Here is a 13,776-nt window from a genome sequence, read left to right on the forward strand (position 1 = left end):
CGCAGGAGGTTACGAAAATGTTATCTCAGCACATCATTGATCAGCTGCAGCCCTATGATTTCGACCGACTGGCCCACAAGGAAAAGGATGGGCGCCGGCGACTGCGCCTGATCGCGCTGGCGCACCTAAAGGACGGCAAGAGCTATACCGAAGTGGCGGCTGCATTGCGCGTGACCCGCCACGCCGTCATGCGCTGGGTGCAGTGGTTTAGCGCTGGCGGCGTGGCCCGTCTGGCCGGTCTGCCGCACGACTGGAGCACGCAGCGCCTTGCCAAAGCACAGGAGGAAGCGTTTCGCCAGGCGGTCGAGCAACTGCAGGGCGAACGCGGCGGCGGTCGGGTGCGGGGCGAAGACATCCGCCAGTTGCTGGCCGGGCAGTTTGGCGTGGCCTACAGCCTGAACGGTGTGTATGACCTGATGAAGCGCCTGGGGCTGGTATGGATTTCGGCCCGCGCCGTCAGTCCCTACGCCGATCTGGTTGCACAAGCCGAATTCAAAAAAAAACTTCGTCCAGGAAGTCGCCGCAACGCTGCCGCCAGGCGTTGCGCCTGAACAGGTGGACATCTGGTTCCAGGATGAAATGCGCATCGGCCAGCGCGGCACGCAAACGCGCCTGTGGGCGCGCAAGGGAACGCGGCCCCGGGTGGTGCGCCAGCAGCAGTCCGAATCGGCGTACATCTTTGGCGCCGTCTGTCCACGGCAGGACAGTGCCATCGGTCTGGTCATGCCGCACGCCAATACCGAGGCGATGAGCCATCATCTGCAGGTCCTGAGCGAAGCGGTGCCTGCGGGACGCCATGCCGTGCTGGTGCTGGACCGCGCGGGATGGCACACCACGCCCAAACTGCCGCAGTTCCCGAACGTTTCATTGTTGCCGCTGCCAGCGGGGTCGCCCGAGCTCAACCCGGCCGAGCAGGTGTGGGCGCAACTACGCGACCGGCACTTGGCCAACCGCTGCTACGACGGCTACGAGCAGATTGTTGACGCCTGCCGCGACGCCTGGAATGCCTTCACGCAAATCCCTGGCGCCATCCGCTCTTTGTGCTCCCGCAGCTGGGCAGTGCTGCCCTCGGCTTCGGTTATTTCATGACACGGGATTGGTATAAGTCATTCTGTATTGCAACAACGGCCACAGCGCAGGGCCTCCCCTCTTTACGCGCCGGGGCCGCGGAGCTGGCTTTGCCAGGCCGCAGGCTGAAGGCTGCGGCTCCAAGTCCGCCTGCGCGGGCTTGGACAGCCTTCAGATGCGCCGACTCTGGCGGCGTGGCGCCGTGCAAGGGCAGCGGCCCCCTTGGGGGGCAGCGAACCACGCGAAGCGGGGAGCGTGGGGGCAATGGATAATCACGGGTTATGTCCGAAACCACCGAAATCGCCAAGCAAGTCAAGCGCCGCCGCACGTTTGCCATCATTTCCCACCCCGACGCGGGCAAGACCACGCTGACCGAAAAGCTGCTGCTGTTCTCGGGCGCCATCCAGATTGCCGGCAGCGTCAAGGCGCGCAAGGCCGCGCGCCACGCCACGTCCGACTGGATGGAGATTGAAAAGCAACGCGGCATTTCCGTCGCCTCGTCGGTCATGCAGATGGAATACCGCGACTGCGTGATCAACCTGCTCGACACCCCCGGCCACCAGGATTTCTCCGAAGACACCTACCGCGTGCTGACCGCCGTCGATGCGGCCCTGATGGTGATCGACGCGGCCAACGGTGTCGAGCCGCAGACGCGCCGCCTGCTGCAGGTCTGCCGCGCGCGCGGCACGCCGATCCTGACCTTCGTCAACAAGATGGACCGCGAGGTGCAGGACCCGATGAACATCATGGACGAGATCGAGCGCGAACTCGGCATGGCCGTGGTGCCCTTCACCTGGCCGGTCGGCATGGGCAAACTCTTTCACGGCGTCTATGACCGGCGCGAGGAGCGCATGCGCGTCTTCAGCCCCGGCGAGGACAAGGCCGGAGGCGACGATGAAATCCTCTCCGGCCTGGACAATGCCGAAGCGACGAAACGCTTTGGCGCCGAGTTCACCCAGGCGCAGGGCGAGCTCGAACTGCTCGAAGGCGCCTCGCCCGAATTCAACCGCGAGGAATTCCTGTCCGGCCGCCAGACGCCGATGTTCTTCGGCTCGGCGATCAACAACTTCGGCGTGCAGGAAGTGCTCGACGCGCTGGTCGATCTGGCGCCCGCCCCGGCCGACCGCCCGGCGATGCAGCGCATCGTGCATCCGGACGAAAAGAAATTTTCCGGCGTGGTGTTCAAGATACAGGCCAACATGGACCCGGCGCACCGCGACCGGATTGCCTTTTTGCGCGTGGCCAGCGGCGAATTCACGCGTGGCATGCGCCTCAAGGTGGTGCGCAGCGGCAAGGAAATCCGGCCCAACACCGTGGTGAGCTTCATGAGCCAGCGCCGAGAACTGCTCGATACCGCTTTTGCCGGCGACATCATCGGCATCCCGAACCACGGCGTGCTGCAGCTTGGCGACACGCTGACCGAAGGCGAAGCGCTGCAGTTCACCGGCCTGCCCTTCTTCGCGCCGGAAATGTTCCGCGCCGTCGAGGTCGCCGATCCGCTGCGCAGCAAGCAGCTGCGCGCGGGCCTGACGCAGCTGGGCGAGGAAGGCGCGATCCAGGTGTTCCGGCCGATTGCCGGCTCGCTGCTGCTGCTTGGGGCCGTCGGCCAGTTGCAGTTCGAGGTGGTGGCGCACCGGCTGGAGCATGAGTACGGCGTCAAGGCGCGCATCATGCAAAGCAACTTCAACCTGGCGCGCTGGGTGACCTGCGATGACCCGAACGAGTTGAAGAAATTCATGGATGCCAACGCTCACCGCGTGGCGCTCGATGCGGTCGATGCACCGACGCTGCTGGTCGATCACAGTGCCACGCTGCGCGCCGTCGAGCAGCAGTGGCCGAAAATCAAGTTCCACGCGCTGCGCGAGCACGCCGGGCTGGTGTTTCAGGCAAAAATGTAGTGTTTTATGGCGTTTGCGCACGTCCCATCAGCGCAAGCAGCTATTATTTTTATAGCAAATACGAGGCACCGCGTCAAGGCGCAATCTGCAAGGTCCCGGGGTCCAACAGCAGAAAATGGGCACAGCGCCCTTTCTTGCGGTCACCGTCGTCACTGACGATGACGATTTTTGGCACGCCCTGCACCACGGCCACGCAAATCCCTTCCGCGTTCCCGAAACCCGGCAAGCCGGGAACGGTGACACGGCGCGCTGGCGCACCGCTCTGGCCGCTCCAGAACCAGAGCCCAAACGTCCCTTCGCGTGAAACGGGACCGCTGATGACCAGATAGCCATTGAGCGGCGCAATGTAGGACATGCCGCGAATCCCCTGCCCGTCCAAATCCAGCGTCTGCAGCGTGCCGGAGACTTGCGGCGCCGCGTCTGCTTCAAAAATAGCCGCTGGATTTTCAACGCTGGCGATGAGGGCATGGCGCCCTTGCAAGGGGCTGCGAAAACCGACCAGCAGCCGCTGCCGGTCCGGCGTGATTTCCAGCGCCTCAATGTTGAACCCGCCGCTGGTCTTGACATCTTTGATTTCCGCGGCGGCCGCAAGCACGGGATGCGCCGCCGCCAGCGCGTCCTTGAGCCCGCCAACCACCACGCAATCGACCAACCGGTCGGCCTCGATGCGAAACCGGGCCAATTTGTTGCGGTCTTTTTCCTCGTCGCCGTCATCGTCACGGGAATGCGAGGTGATGGCATAAAGGTAACCCAGGCTGTCGAGCGCCAGCCCTTCCAGGTCGTCCAGGCTCCAGATCGCCGCACCGCCCTGAAACCAGCCCGGGCCCAGCGGCTTGTGCTTGACCGTGCCGTCCGCATTCAGCGTGAGCAGGCTGAAGGAGTGCCCTTTTTCGTCTTCCAGCGCAAGGAAACGCCCATCAGGCAGTTGCTGGATGGCAGAGGGTTCATACAGGCCGGTCAGGGGCAGGAACATGGCAAAACCTATGCAGGGCTCAAGGGATCACGGCGCCGGCTTTGGGTGCCGGGACCGCGCGATGAGTGGATTCAGGATTCAAGAAAAAAATCGACCGTGCCGTCGTCCAGGTCGTAGCGGGCACCGACCACCAGAAGCCTGCCGGCCTTGATGGGGTCCGCCATGGCAGGCTCGGCGGTGCGCAGCCGCATCACGGTACGCCGGACATTCTCGCGCACGGAGGCATCCAGCAGTGCGTCGCCCTTGAGTCCGCCCTGCGCCCTGGCCTTGAGAACGGCCGGGATGATGGGCTCGACCATCTGGCCGATGCTGCCGGGATAGACCGTGTTTTTTTCCACCACCGACACCGCCGCATCCACCGCACCGCAGCGCTCGTGGCCCAGCACCAAGATCAAGGGCACGCCCAGCACCTGAACCGCATACTGGATGCTGCCCAGGGCCACGGTGTCGACGGTGTTGCCCGCATTGCGCACGATGAACAATTCGCCGAGCCCAGTGTCAAACAGCAACTCCGGCGCCACGCGGCTGTCCGAGCAGCCCACCAGGACCGCGAAAGGCACCTGCCCGCGCGCAATTTCCAGCCGCCGGTCGCTGTCGCGGGTGGATTTGAGCGACGGCTTGTCGGCCAGAAAATCCGCATGCCCTTTCTTGAGCTTTTCAAGCGCCTGAGACGGCGTGAGGTCGGTCTTTTTTCCTTCCGAGGCGTTGGCCCGCACCAAGTTCAGGCTTGCCGCCAGACCCATGGCACCGTAGCCGAAGCGAAAAAATGCTCTGCGAGAAGATTCATTGGGGTACATGTCAATGCTCCAGAATGAGAGGAGCCCTGACTATATCGACCGGGCGACCAACGATTTGACTTTTTTGTGACCAATTTGACGCTGCAAACCCATACCGATGTCACCATTTAAAACGATTTCCCGCTGCCTGCCCGGCCTTCTTTTCATGGCTGCCGGCTTGCCCGCGTTTAATTCGCTTTCAGGAAGTCGGCCACTTCAAGCAGCACCAGTTCGTTGTCGTCGGCCTTGTTGGGATCGCGGCTGCTGGAAAACGGCAGGTTGTTGTCGTTGCCGACCACGATGTGCGTGCTGTACACCATCTCGACGTTTTCAATCGTGAAGAAGGGAAAGGTCAGCACGCCGTTGTTCAGCGGCTTGCGCGCCAGCCTGGCCGGGTCGGCAATCGCCATCAGGTCGATGTAGCCGATCTTGCGAACCGGGCCGCCCGCGTTGGCGTCGCTCAGTTCCACCTTGTACACCCGCTTGAACTTGGCGATGTCGTGGAAGCAGTCGGTGCGCTTCTGGCCTTCGGGACAGGACTTGTCAGCCGTGCCTTCGCCGTTGTCGCGCTCGATGATCAGGCCGGTCGTGCCGTCGATCATGTTGAAGTCGCCAATCGCGTGGCTGTTGCCCTCCAGCAGGTACTTCCAGTGGCGCCCGGTCCACGACTCGCTTTTGACATCGAACTCAAGCACGCGCAAATAGTCCTTGCCCTCCAGGTTTTCATTGGCTTTGCGGGTCGCATCCCAGAGCGAGCCTTCCAGCAAGGCGTAAAGCTTGCTGCCATCCTTTGACGCGGCCATGCCTTCAAACCCCTTGGAGCGGCGCACCTGGAAATCCACCGCGCCGCCAGGAACGCCCGGGGTGGTCAAGGCCGGGTGGTCGGGTGAACGCACCGCCTTGCCCTCGACCAGCGTGTCAAACACGGCCAGCACCTTGCCCTTCATGTCGGCCTTGATCAGGAAGGGACCGAATTCGTCGCCAATCCACAAGGCACCACCGGCAAATTGGAAGCTCTCGGTGTCGAAATCGCTGCCGGTCAGGTAGCGTTTTTTCGTGCCTTCGTGGACGATGCGAAAAGGCACCTTCTTGTCGGGATCGTGCAAAAAAATGGTTTCCAGCCGCTTCATGCCGCCGCTCTTGAAGTCAATGCTGTAGCGGTTCAGGTACAGCATGGAATCGGGCGAATTGGCCTTGGAACCCGAGCCGTTGTCGGTCAGTAGCCAGAAGGTGCCGTCGAGCAGTTTCTTGATGCCCGAGTGTCCCTGCAGCGGCTGGCCCTTGAAAGGCAGGGACATGCCGGTGGGGCGCCCGGCGGACAGGCCTTCGACCGTGCCCACGGCCTCCACCCGCTTGCCGGTGGTGAATTTTCCGCTGATCTGCAGGTCTGGCGGTGCATCCTGGGGCGCAGCCATGAAGGATGCCGCAGGCATCACGACATGGCCGGCCAGGGTGGCCGTAAATCCAGTCGCCGCCGGCCCATCGGTTTGCGCATGCAGCGGGGATGAAGCCAGGGCAGCCGCCGCCACGGCCAGGGACAGTGGGCGCATCAGCGCGGGCAGAAAAAGGCCAGATGACAACATGCGTGCACTTCCAAGGGTAAAGAGGCCGATCTTGGACAGAGCGTGTGACGGCTTGATTACATCGGGTAGCGCATCCGCAGAAGGCGACACCCGGCGCAAGAACGCAAAAAGCCCACAGGCGGCGCGAACCGCCTGCGGGCCTTCATCAGGCACAACCGACGCAACCGGCACAAGGCCGGCGCGTCATTTACTTACTTGGGCAGCAGCACCTTGTCCACGACGTGGATCACGCCGTTGGACTGCATCACGTCGGCGATGGTGACGGTGGAAGAGCCGCCTTTTTCATCCATCACCATGACTTTGCCGCCCTTGGCAGTGGCGGTCAAGCTGCCACCGGCCACGGTTTTCAGCATGGCCTTGCCCTTGCCTGCGGCAATCGCCTTGGTCAGTGCAGCGGCATCCATCTTGCCCGCCACTACGTGGTAGGTCAGGATGCCGGACAGCATGGCCTTGTTTTCAGGCTTGAGCAGCGTGTCGACCGTGCCGGCGGGCAGCGCGTCAAACGCAGCGTTGGTTGGCGCGAACACCGTGAAAGGGCCAGCGCCCTTGAGCGTGTCCACCAGGCCGGCAGCCTTGATGGCGGCGACCAGCGTGGTGTGGTCCTTGGAATTGACGGCGTTGTCGATGATGTCCATGGTCGGCAGCATCGAGGCGCCGCCAACCATCTTCTGCGCAAACGAGGACGCAGCCGAAAGCGACAGGGCCATGGCCAGGCCGATGGACGCGAGTTTGTGTTTTGTCTGCATGTGAAATCCTTGAAATGAAGTTGAGGTGGGTTGAGCTTCCTCGCCCGCCGCAATCAAGATGGATTCGCGGCCGGCTGCAATGAATACGGCGCCATGGGCCCGCCGGATTCAAGGCCTTACCTTTTGCAACAACTCACCTCGGTCCAGCCCGGCTGGAATCAAGGGTGCCCTGCACGACCGATCAACTCAGGCTGCGCGCAAAAAAAGAGCGTACCGCCTGCGGATAGATCAGGTGCTCCTGCGTCAGGATGCGGGCGGCCAGCGTGTCAGCCGTGTCACCCGGCAAGACAGGGACTGCCGCCTGCGCCAGAATCTGGCCGTGGTCGAGTTCAGCCGTCACCTGATGCACCGTGGTGCCGGCCAGCTTGCAGCCCATGTCGATGGCGCGCTGGTGCGTGTGCAGCCCGGCAAAGGCCGGCAGCAGCGAGGGGTGGATGTTGATCAGCCGGCCGGCATACTGCGCGACAAAGCCGGGCGTCAGGATGCGCATGAAGCCGGCCAGCACCACCAGATGCGGCGCATGCGTCTCGATGCGCGCCATCAACGCCGCGTCAAACGCCTCGCGCGAATCAAAATCGCGGTGGGACAAGGCGTCGGTGGCAATGCCCAGTCCTTTGGCCAGCGCCAGGCCGCCGGCATCAAGCCTGTTGCTGATGACAGCGGCGACCCGCACGCCGAGTTTGTCTTGCCAGTGTTCTTTTTGCGCGGTGCGGGCAATCGCGGCCATGTTCGAGCCGCTGCCTGAAATCAGGATGACGATGTTTTTCATTGTTTAAGATTATCCCCATGAGAATCATTACCCCCCACGAAGCCCGCGTGCTGGCCACCCTGATGGAAAAAGCCCGCACCGTTCCCGACAGCTATCCGCTCTCGCTCAACACCCTGGTGCTGGGCTGCAACCAGAAAACCAGCCGCGACCCGGTAATGGACATGACCGAAGCGCAGGCGCAGGCGGCCATCGATACGCTGAAAAAGCAGAGCCTGGTGTTCGAGGCCAGCTCCAGCCGCGTGCCGCGCTTCGAGCACAATTTCCAGCGAGGTTTTGGCGTGAGCGAACCACAGGCGGTGCTGCTGGGCCTCCTGATGCTGCGCGGCCCGCAGACGCCGGGCGAATTGCGGTTGAACAGCGAGCGCTGGTACAAATTCGCAGACATCGCCAGCGTCGAGGACGCGCTGGCCGAACTCAAGGCGCGCGGCGACGACAGCGGCGCGCCCATGGTCGTGCAACTCGCCCGCACCGCCGGCATGCGCGAGCAGCGCTGGGCGCACTTGCTGTGCGGCGAATCGCAGCTGACGCCCTACGCGCAGGCGGGCGCAGGCGACGAGGCCGTCAACCGGGAAACAGAGCCGGTTTCCCTCGGCCAGGCCGAACGATTGCAACAGCGTATTGAATTGCTTGAAAGCCAGGTGGCACACCTGTATAAAGAACTCGGGCTGTCACAGGCCTGACAGGGCGGCACGCTCGTTCGTGCTAAAAATAAAGAAACTGGAGACACAACCCATGGATTTAGCGTTCACCCCTGAAGAGCAGGCTTTCCGCGAAGAGATTCGCGCCTGGGTCCAGGCCAATTTGCCGGCCGATATTTCACACAAGGTCCACAACGCCCTGCGCCTGTCGCGTGACGACATGCAGCGCTGGGCCAAAATCCTCGGCAAGAAAGGCTGGCTCGGCCACGGCTGGCCGAAAGAATTCGGCGGCCCCGGCTGGAACGCGGTGCAAAAGCACCTGTTCGAGGAAGAATGCGCGCTGGCCGGCGCGCCGCGCGTCGTGCCCTTCGGCCCGGTGATGGTGGCGCCGGTCATCATGGCCTTTGGCACGCCCGAGCAGCAGCAGCGCTTTTTGCCCGGCATTGCCAGCGGCGATGTGTGGTGGTCCCAAGGCTACAGCGAGCCGGGCTCGGGCTCCGACCTGGCGTCGGTCAAATGCAAGGCCGAACGCCAGGGCGACAAATTCATCGTCAACGGCCAGAAGGCCTGGACCACGCTGGGCCAGTACGGCGAATGGATTTTCTGCCTGGTGCGCACCAGCAACGAAGGCAAGCCGCAGACCGGCATTTCCTTTCTGCTGATCGACATGGCCTCACCCGGCGTCACCGTGCGCCCGATCAAGCTTCTCGACGGTGAGTCTGAAGTGAACGAGGTCTGGTTCGACAACGTCGAAGTGCCGCTTGACAACCTGATCGGCGAGGAAAACAAGGGCTGGACCTACGCCAAGCACCTGCTCAGCCACGAACGCACCAACATCGCCGACGTGAACCGCTCCAAGCGCGAGCTGGAGCGCCTCAAGCGCATCGCCCGGGCCGAAGGCGTTTACGACGACCTGCGTTTCCGCGACGAAATCGCCAAGCTCGAAGTCGATGTCGTGGCGCTGGAGATGCTGGTGCTGCGCGTGCTGTCGGCCGAAAAATCCGGCAAGAACTCGCTCGACATTGCCGGCCTGCTCAAGATCAAGGGCAGCGAAATCCAGCAGCGCTATGCCGAACTCATGATGCTGGCCGCCGGCCCGTTCAGCCTGCCCTTCATCGAAGAAGCCATGGAGGCCGGCTGGCAGGGCGACTTCCCCGGCGGCGTGGCGGCCAATGCGCCGCTGGCCTCGACGTACTTCAACCTGCGCAAGACGACGATCTACGGCGGCTCCAACGAGGTCCAGCGCAACATCGTTTCACAGTTCGTGCTCGGCTGAAGCGTCAAAGGTCAATTGCGGGACAGACCGCAGTCGCAACGCGACAAGCGCTGTCACCAACTTTATAAAAAGGATACGCATCATGGATTTTGATTTCACCGACGACCAGGAATCCCTGCGCGACGCGACGCGCAAATGGGTTGAAAAGAGCTACGACTTCGAACGGCGCGGCGGCATCGTCAAGGCGGGCGGGTTTTCACGCGAAGCCTACGGCGAGCTGGCCGACCTGGGGCTGGCGGGGCTTTACATTCCAGAGGCGGACGGCGGCATGGGCATGGGGCCGGTCGAGGGCATGGTCGTCATGGAAGAACTCGGGCGCGGCATCGTGCTCGAACCCTTCGTTCAGACTCTTATTGCCGGCGGCGTGCTTTCAAGTTATGCGCCCGAGGCTGTCAAGGCCGAATGGCTGCCGAAAATCGCCTCGGGTGAGAGCCTGATGGTGTTGGCGTACCAGGAACGCGCCGCGCGCTACCATGTTGAAAAATGTGAAGCAAAAGCGGCCTCCTCTCAAGGTGGATGGGTTCTGACAGCTATCAAAAGCATAGTACCCGCCGGCGACCAGGCTGACGCCTTCATCGTGCCCGCGCTGGCCGATGGAAAGATGGCGCTGTTTCTGGTCGAACGCTCGGCGGCCGGCGTTGCCACGCGCGGCTACGTCACGCAGGATGGCGCGCGCGTCGCCGAGGTCACGCTGGACCATGCGCCCGCCGTGCTGATCACGCTGGACGGCCTGGCGGCTCTGGAGCATGCCATCGACATTGGCATTGCCGCCACCTGCGCCGAAGCCGTTGGCGTGATGGACAAAACTCTGGCCGTCACGGTCGAGTACATGAACACGCGCAAGCAGTTCGGCGTCGCCATCAGCAGCTTTCAGGCGCTGCGCCACCGCGTGGCCGACATGAAGATGCAGCTTGAACTTGCCCGTTCGATGAGCTACTACGCCTCGCTCAAGCTCAATGCGCCGGCTGATGAACGCCGCCGGGCGCTGGCGCGGGCCAAGTACCAGTTGGGCGTGTCGATGCGTTTTGTCGGCCAGCAGGCGGTGCAGCTGCACGGCGGCATCGGCGTGACCGACGAGTACATCGTCAGCCATTACTTCAAGAAGCTGACGCAGCTGGAAATGACGTTTGGCGACACGCTGCACCATTTGGGCGAAGTCTCTGGCCGCATGCAGGACACGGCGGGCGTGTTCGCCTGAAGGCTCAGGTCAGGCGGTGGTTGACGGGCTCCATTTTGGGATGGAGCACCGGCTCGCCCAGCGATTCGAGCAGGTTGACCTCAATCGCCCGGCACAGCGTGTCGAGCGGCAGGTCGTTGGCCTCCAGGCCGAACGGCTCCTCGATTTCATCGCCCAGCGCATCCAGGCCAAAGAAGGTGTAAGCCACGATGGCGACCACGAACGGCGTCATGAAGCCAATCGTATCGACCAGGCCAAAGGGCAGCAAAAAGCAGTACAGGTAGGCCGTGCGGTGCAGCAGCAGCGTGTAGGAAAACGGAATCGGCGTGCCCTTGATGCGCTCGCACGAGGCGGCCGCCGCCGTCATGCCTGAGAGCGTGGCGTCGATGCTGACCGCCAGGCACGGTTCGATCCAGCCCTGGCGCTGGCATTGCCCGAGTTCGCGGCCCATGGCCAGCATCATCGCATCGTGCTTGCTTGAAGCGTTTTCAACGCGAGGCCATTCGGCCTGGGGCACCCAGCGCCGGAGTTCACCGCAGTCGGTCCGGTCGCGCAGCTGCAGCCGCAGGGCATGAACAAATCCGATGGCACGGTACAGCAGGCGCTGGCGCGCGGCTTCGGCTTCGGGTGCCTGCGCGATGTCAGCGGGGTGGATGAAGCTCTGGCACTGGCGCGACAGCGAGCGGCAGCGCAGCACCAGTTCGCCCCACAGCTTGCGCCCTTCCCAGTAGCGGTCATAAGCCGTCGAGTTGCGAAACCCGAGGAAGATCGCCAGCGGCAGTCCCATCAGCGTGAACGGAATGGTTGTCAGCGTGATTTTCAGCGCGAAGAAGTTGCCATGCACCACCGTCACCAGAACGGCGCTCAGGGTGTTGACCAGCAGGGTGAGCCGGATCCGTTTCAGGATCGAGCCGCGCACCACGAAAAACAGCCGGATGCCGGAAGGCCGGTCGCGAACGATCATGGTGGCAATCGGTGAGGGTAAACCCTTATTTGAACACAGCCAAAGTGCAAAACCGCCTTGGCAAATGGCGCGAACGCGTCAACTGAGCAGGCGCGACGACTTGGGAACGTGCGCCATCAAAAACTCCATCTGGTCGGCCAGGATGCGGCGGTTGCGCAGGATGAAGTCTTCCCACAGGCTGGGAACATAGGGCGTGTAGAGCAGCGGCATGTTGGCCTGCTCGGGCGTGCGGTTGCTCTTGCGGTGGTTGCAGGCGCGGCAGGCGGTGACGACGTTCATCCAGCCATCGGCGCCGTGCTGTGCCAGCGGGATGATGTGCTCGCGCGTCAGGTCATCCTCGGCCACATGGTCGGCGCAGTAGGCGCACACGTTGCGGTCGCGGATGAACAGCTTGCTGTTGGTCAGCCCCGGCACGAGGTCGAAGGGGTTGATGCTGGGAACGCCCTTGGTGCCGATGATGCTGTTGACATGGATGATCGACTGCTCGCCGGTGATGGCGTTGTGCCCGCCATGGAAGGTGGCGATGCGCGCGCCCATCTCCCAGCGCACCTCGTCGGCCGCGTAATGCAGCACGGCCAGTTCAAGGCTGATCCAGGCTTGGGGCAATCCCTGGGCTGAGAGTTTCAGGACCTTCAAAACGAACCTCCATCAACATGCAAACACAGGCGGCAAACTGTCAATCGGTCAATATACAGTGAAATTGTGAAACTGGTGTGAAAACTGCTTCAATCGACATTTCCTGCCTTTCAGGTTTTGCCAGCCCGGCCGTGGCGTCATAAAAACGATAATCGGCTCCATGAAAATTTTCCGCGGCTACCATCATCCCCAGCTGGCGCCCGAATGCGCACTGACCATTGGCAATTTCGACGGCGTTCACCGTGGCCACCAGGCGATGCTGGCACTGCTGAAAAGCGAGGCGCGGCACCGGGGCGTTCCGAGTTGCGCCGTCACCTTCGAGCCGCATCCGCGCGACTATTTCGCGGCTCTGGCCCGCAAGCCTGAACTGGCGCCAGCGCGCATTGCCACGCTGCGCGACAAGCTGGGCGAGCTGGAGCGCTGCGGCATTGAGCAGTGCGTGATCCTGCCTTTCAATGCCCGGCTGGCTTCGCAACCGCCAGAGGTTTTCATCCGCGAAGTACTAATTGAAGGCCTGGGCGCGCGCTATGTCCTGGTGGGCGACGACTTCCGCTTTGGCCTGAAGCGCGCTGGCGATTACGCCATGCTCGACGCCGCCGGCGACCGGCTGGGCTTTGATGTGGCGCGCATGAACAGTTATGAAGTGAGCAAGACGCGCGTGTCCAGTTCAGCCGTTCGCGATGCGCTGGCGCAGGGCGACATGGCGCGGGTTGGCAGCCTGCTGGGCCGACCCTACAGCATCTCGGGCCATGTGGTGCATGGGCGCAAGCTGGGACGCGACCTGGGGTTTCGCACGCTCAACCTGCGCTTTTCGCACTGGAAACCGGCAGCTTCCGGCATTTTTGCGGTGCTGGTGCATGGCCTGGACGACGAACCCTTGCAAGGCGTGGCCAATCTGGGCATACGGCCTTCGATTGACCCGGACGATGTGAACGGCGGCCGCGTGCTGCTGGAAACGCATTGCCTCGACTGGCCTGACAGCCTGGGCGCCGAGGGTGCGTACAGTAAAATCATCCGCGTGGAACTGCTACATAAACTGCACGACGAATTGAAGTACGACGGTCTCGACAGCCTGACAACAGGCATTGCCCGGGACTGCATTGACGCGCGTGCGTTTTTCGCCGCCATGCATCTTGAGACCACCCGCCAGACCACGCGCGACCGAATTTAGACGATCTCGTCGCCTCTGCCTTCGCCCTTTCCCCCCCTGTGAACGGCGCCCCTTCTGCCCCGCCACGCGGCTGTGCCATTTCAGGCCGCCCCACCCCAAAA

14 protein-coding genes are annotated in these 13,776 nt (G+C 62.8%); 7 read left to right on the top strand and 7 right to left on the bottom strand.

Annotation, left to right across the window (positions count from 1 at the left end):
- Positions 1-17 precede the first annotated feature (17 nt).
- The 3 genes from EC86_RS0110900 (at position 18) to EC86_RS0110910 (ending at position 2,966) form a co-directional block, all read left to right on the top strand.
- On the top strand, positions 18-551 hold the full coding sequence (locus EC86_RS0110900) for a helix-turn-helix domain-containing protein (protein WP_029525659.1): 534 nt from the start codon (positions 18-20) through the stop codon (positions 549-551).
- On the top strand, positions 478-1,089 hold the full coding sequence (locus tag EC86_RS0110905; protein ID WP_198026776.1) for an IS630 family transposase: 612 nt from the start codon (positions 478-480) through the stop codon (positions 1,087-1,089). Before EC86_RS0110900 ends, EC86_RS0110905 begins: the two co-directional genes overlap by 74 nt.
- A gap of 260 nt (positions 1,090-1,349) precedes the next feature.
- Complete coding sequence (locus EC86_RS0110910; protein ID WP_029525661.1) at positions 1,350-2,966, top strand: peptide chain release factor 3; 1,617 nt, start codon at positions 1,350-1,352, stop codon at positions 2,964-2,966.
- 73 nt (positions 2,967-3,039) lie between these two features.
- On the opposite strand, the gene EC86_RS0110915 is transcribed toward EC86_RS0110910, so the two are convergent.
- The 5 genes from EC86_RS0110915 to purN form a co-directional block, all read right to left on the bottom strand.
- Positions 3,040-3,939: a DUF3616 domain-containing protein gene (locus EC86_RS0110915; protein ID WP_029525662.1), complete on the bottom strand. Its 900-nt coding sequence runs from the start codon at positions 3,937-3,939 to the stop codon at positions 3,040-3,042.
- 71 nt (positions 3,940-4,010) lie between these two features.
- On the bottom strand, positions 4,011-4,736 hold the full coding sequence (locus EC86_RS0110920; RefSeq protein WP_029525663.1) for a carbonic anhydrase: 726 nt from the start codon (positions 4,734-4,736) through the stop codon (positions 4,011-4,013).
- A 167-nt stretch (positions 4,737-4,903) separates the two neighbouring features.
- A complete protein-coding gene (locus EC86_RS0110925) occupies positions 4,904-6,298 on the bottom strand; it encodes an esterase-like activity of phytase family protein (RefSeq protein ID WP_232229863.1) in 1,395 nt (464 codons plus the stop codon).
- 191 nt (positions 6,299-6,489) lie between these two features.
- Complete coding sequence (locus EC86_RS0110930; protein WP_029525665.1) at positions 6,490-7,044, bottom strand: fasciclin domain-containing protein; 555 nt, start codon at positions 7,042-7,044, stop codon at positions 6,490-6,492.
- A 181-nt stretch (positions 7,045-7,225) separates the two neighbouring features.
- Entirely contained in the window at positions 7,226-7,813 is a 588-nt protein-coding gene (purN, locus tag EC86_RS0110935) for a phosphoribosylglycinamide formyltransferase (protein ID WP_029525666.1), read from the bottom strand.
- A 17-nt stretch (positions 7,814-7,830) separates the two neighbouring features.
- Here purN and EC86_RS0110940 point away from each other — a divergent pair, with 17 nt between their 5' ends.
- The 3 genes from EC86_RS0110940 to EC86_RS0110950 all read left to right on the top strand — a co-directional run bounded on the left by EC86_RS0110940 (position 7,831) and on the right by EC86_RS0110950 (position 10,925).
- Complete coding sequence (locus tag EC86_RS0110940; protein WP_029525667.1) at positions 7,831-8,493, top strand: YceH family protein; 663 nt, start codon at positions 7,831-7,833, stop codon at positions 8,491-8,493.
- Positions 8,494-8,545: 52 nt separating this feature from the next.
- A complete protein-coding gene (locus EC86_RS0110945) occupies positions 8,546-9,727 on the top strand; it encodes an acyl-CoA dehydrogenase family protein (protein WP_029525668.1) in 1,182 nt (393 codons plus the stop codon).
- Between the two features lie 82 nt (positions 9,728-9,809).
- On the top strand, positions 9,810-10,925 hold the full coding sequence (locus tag EC86_RS0110950) for an acyl-CoA dehydrogenase family protein (RefSeq protein WP_029525669.1): 1,116 nt from the start codon (positions 9,810-9,812) through the stop codon (positions 10,923-10,925).
- A 4-nt stretch (positions 10,926-10,929) separates the two neighbouring features.
- Here the strand turns inward: EC86_RS0110950 and EC86_RS0110955 are convergent, their stop codons facing one another.
- Together EC86_RS0110955 and EC86_RS0110960 are read right to left on the bottom strand one after the other, a co-directional pair.
- Positions 10,930-11,868 (bottom strand): bestrophin family protein, encoded by a 939-nt coding sequence (locus EC86_RS0110955; RefSeq protein ID WP_029525670.1) that lies wholly within the window; start codon positions 11,866-11,868, stop codon positions 10,930-10,932.
- A gap of 78 nt (positions 11,869-11,946) precedes the next feature.
- Entirely contained in the window at positions 11,947-12,504 is a 558-nt protein-coding gene (locus EC86_RS0110960) for an HNH endonuclease (protein WP_029525671.1), read from the bottom strand.
- A 160-nt stretch (positions 12,505-12,664) separates the two neighbouring features.
- Here EC86_RS0110960 and EC86_RS0110965 point away from each other — a divergent pair, with 160 nt between their 5' ends.
- Positions 12,665-13,675: a bifunctional riboflavin kinase/FAD synthetase gene (locus tag EC86_RS0110965; protein WP_029525672.1), complete on the top strand. Its 1,011-nt coding sequence runs from the start codon at positions 12,665-12,667 to the stop codon at positions 13,673-13,675.
- Positions 13,676-13,776: the final 101 nt, after the last annotated feature.

Source organism: Polaromonas glacialis (assembly GCF_000709345.1).
GTDB classification, from domain to species: Bacteria; Pseudomonadota; Gammaproteobacteria; order Burkholderiales; family Burkholderiaceae_C; genus Polaromonas; species Polaromonas glacialis.

Excerpts from the sequence above, each read along its gene's own strand:
- EC86_RS0110925 (WP_232229863.1), bottom strand. The coding sequence starts at position 6,298 with ATGTTGTCATCTGGCCTTTTTCTGCCCGCGCTGATGCGCCCACTGTCC.
- EC86_RS0110940 (WP_029525667.1), top strand. The coding sequence starts at position 7,831 with ATGAGAATCATTACCCCCCACGAAGCCCGCGTGCTGGCCACCCTGATG.
- EC86_RS0110955 (WP_029525670.1), bottom strand. The coding sequence starts at position 11,868 with ATGATCGTTCGCGACCGGCCTTCCGGCATCCGGCTGTTTTTCGTGGTG.
- purN (WP_029525666.1), bottom strand. The coding sequence starts at position 7,813 with ATGAAAAACATCGTCATCCTGATTTCAGGCAGCGGCTCGAACATGGCC.
- EC86_RS0110965 (WP_029525672.1), top strand. The coding sequence starts at position 12,665 with ATGAAAATTTTCCGCGGCTACCATCATCCCCAGCTGGCGCCCGAATGC.
- EC86_RS0110900 (WP_029525659.1), top strand. The coding sequence starts at position 18 with ATGTTATCTCAGCACATCATTGATCAGCTGCAGCCCTATGATTTCGAC.
- EC86_RS0110950 (WP_029525669.1), top strand. The coding sequence starts at position 9,810 with ATGGATTTTGATTTCACCGACGACCAGGAATCCCTGCGCGACGCGACG.
- EC86_RS0110910 (WP_029525661.1), top strand. The coding sequence starts at position 1,350 with ATGTCCGAAACCACCGAAATCGCCAAGCAAGTCAAGCGCCGCCGCACG.
- EC86_RS0110915 (WP_029525662.1), bottom strand. The coding sequence starts at position 3,939 with ATGTTCCTGCCCCTGACCGGCCTGTATGAACCCTCTGCCATCCAGCAA.
- EC86_RS0110930 (WP_029525665.1), bottom strand. The coding sequence starts at position 7,044 with ATGCAGACAAAACACAAACTCGCGTCCATCGGCCTGGCCATGGCCCTG.
- EC86_RS0110920 (WP_029525663.1), bottom strand. The coding sequence starts at position 4,736 with ATGTACCCCAATGAATCTTCTCGCAGAGCATTTTTTCGCTTCGGCTAC.
- EC86_RS0110945 (WP_029525668.1), top strand. The coding sequence starts at position 8,546 with ATGGATTTAGCGTTCACCCCTGAAGAGCAGGCTTTCCGCGAAGAGATT.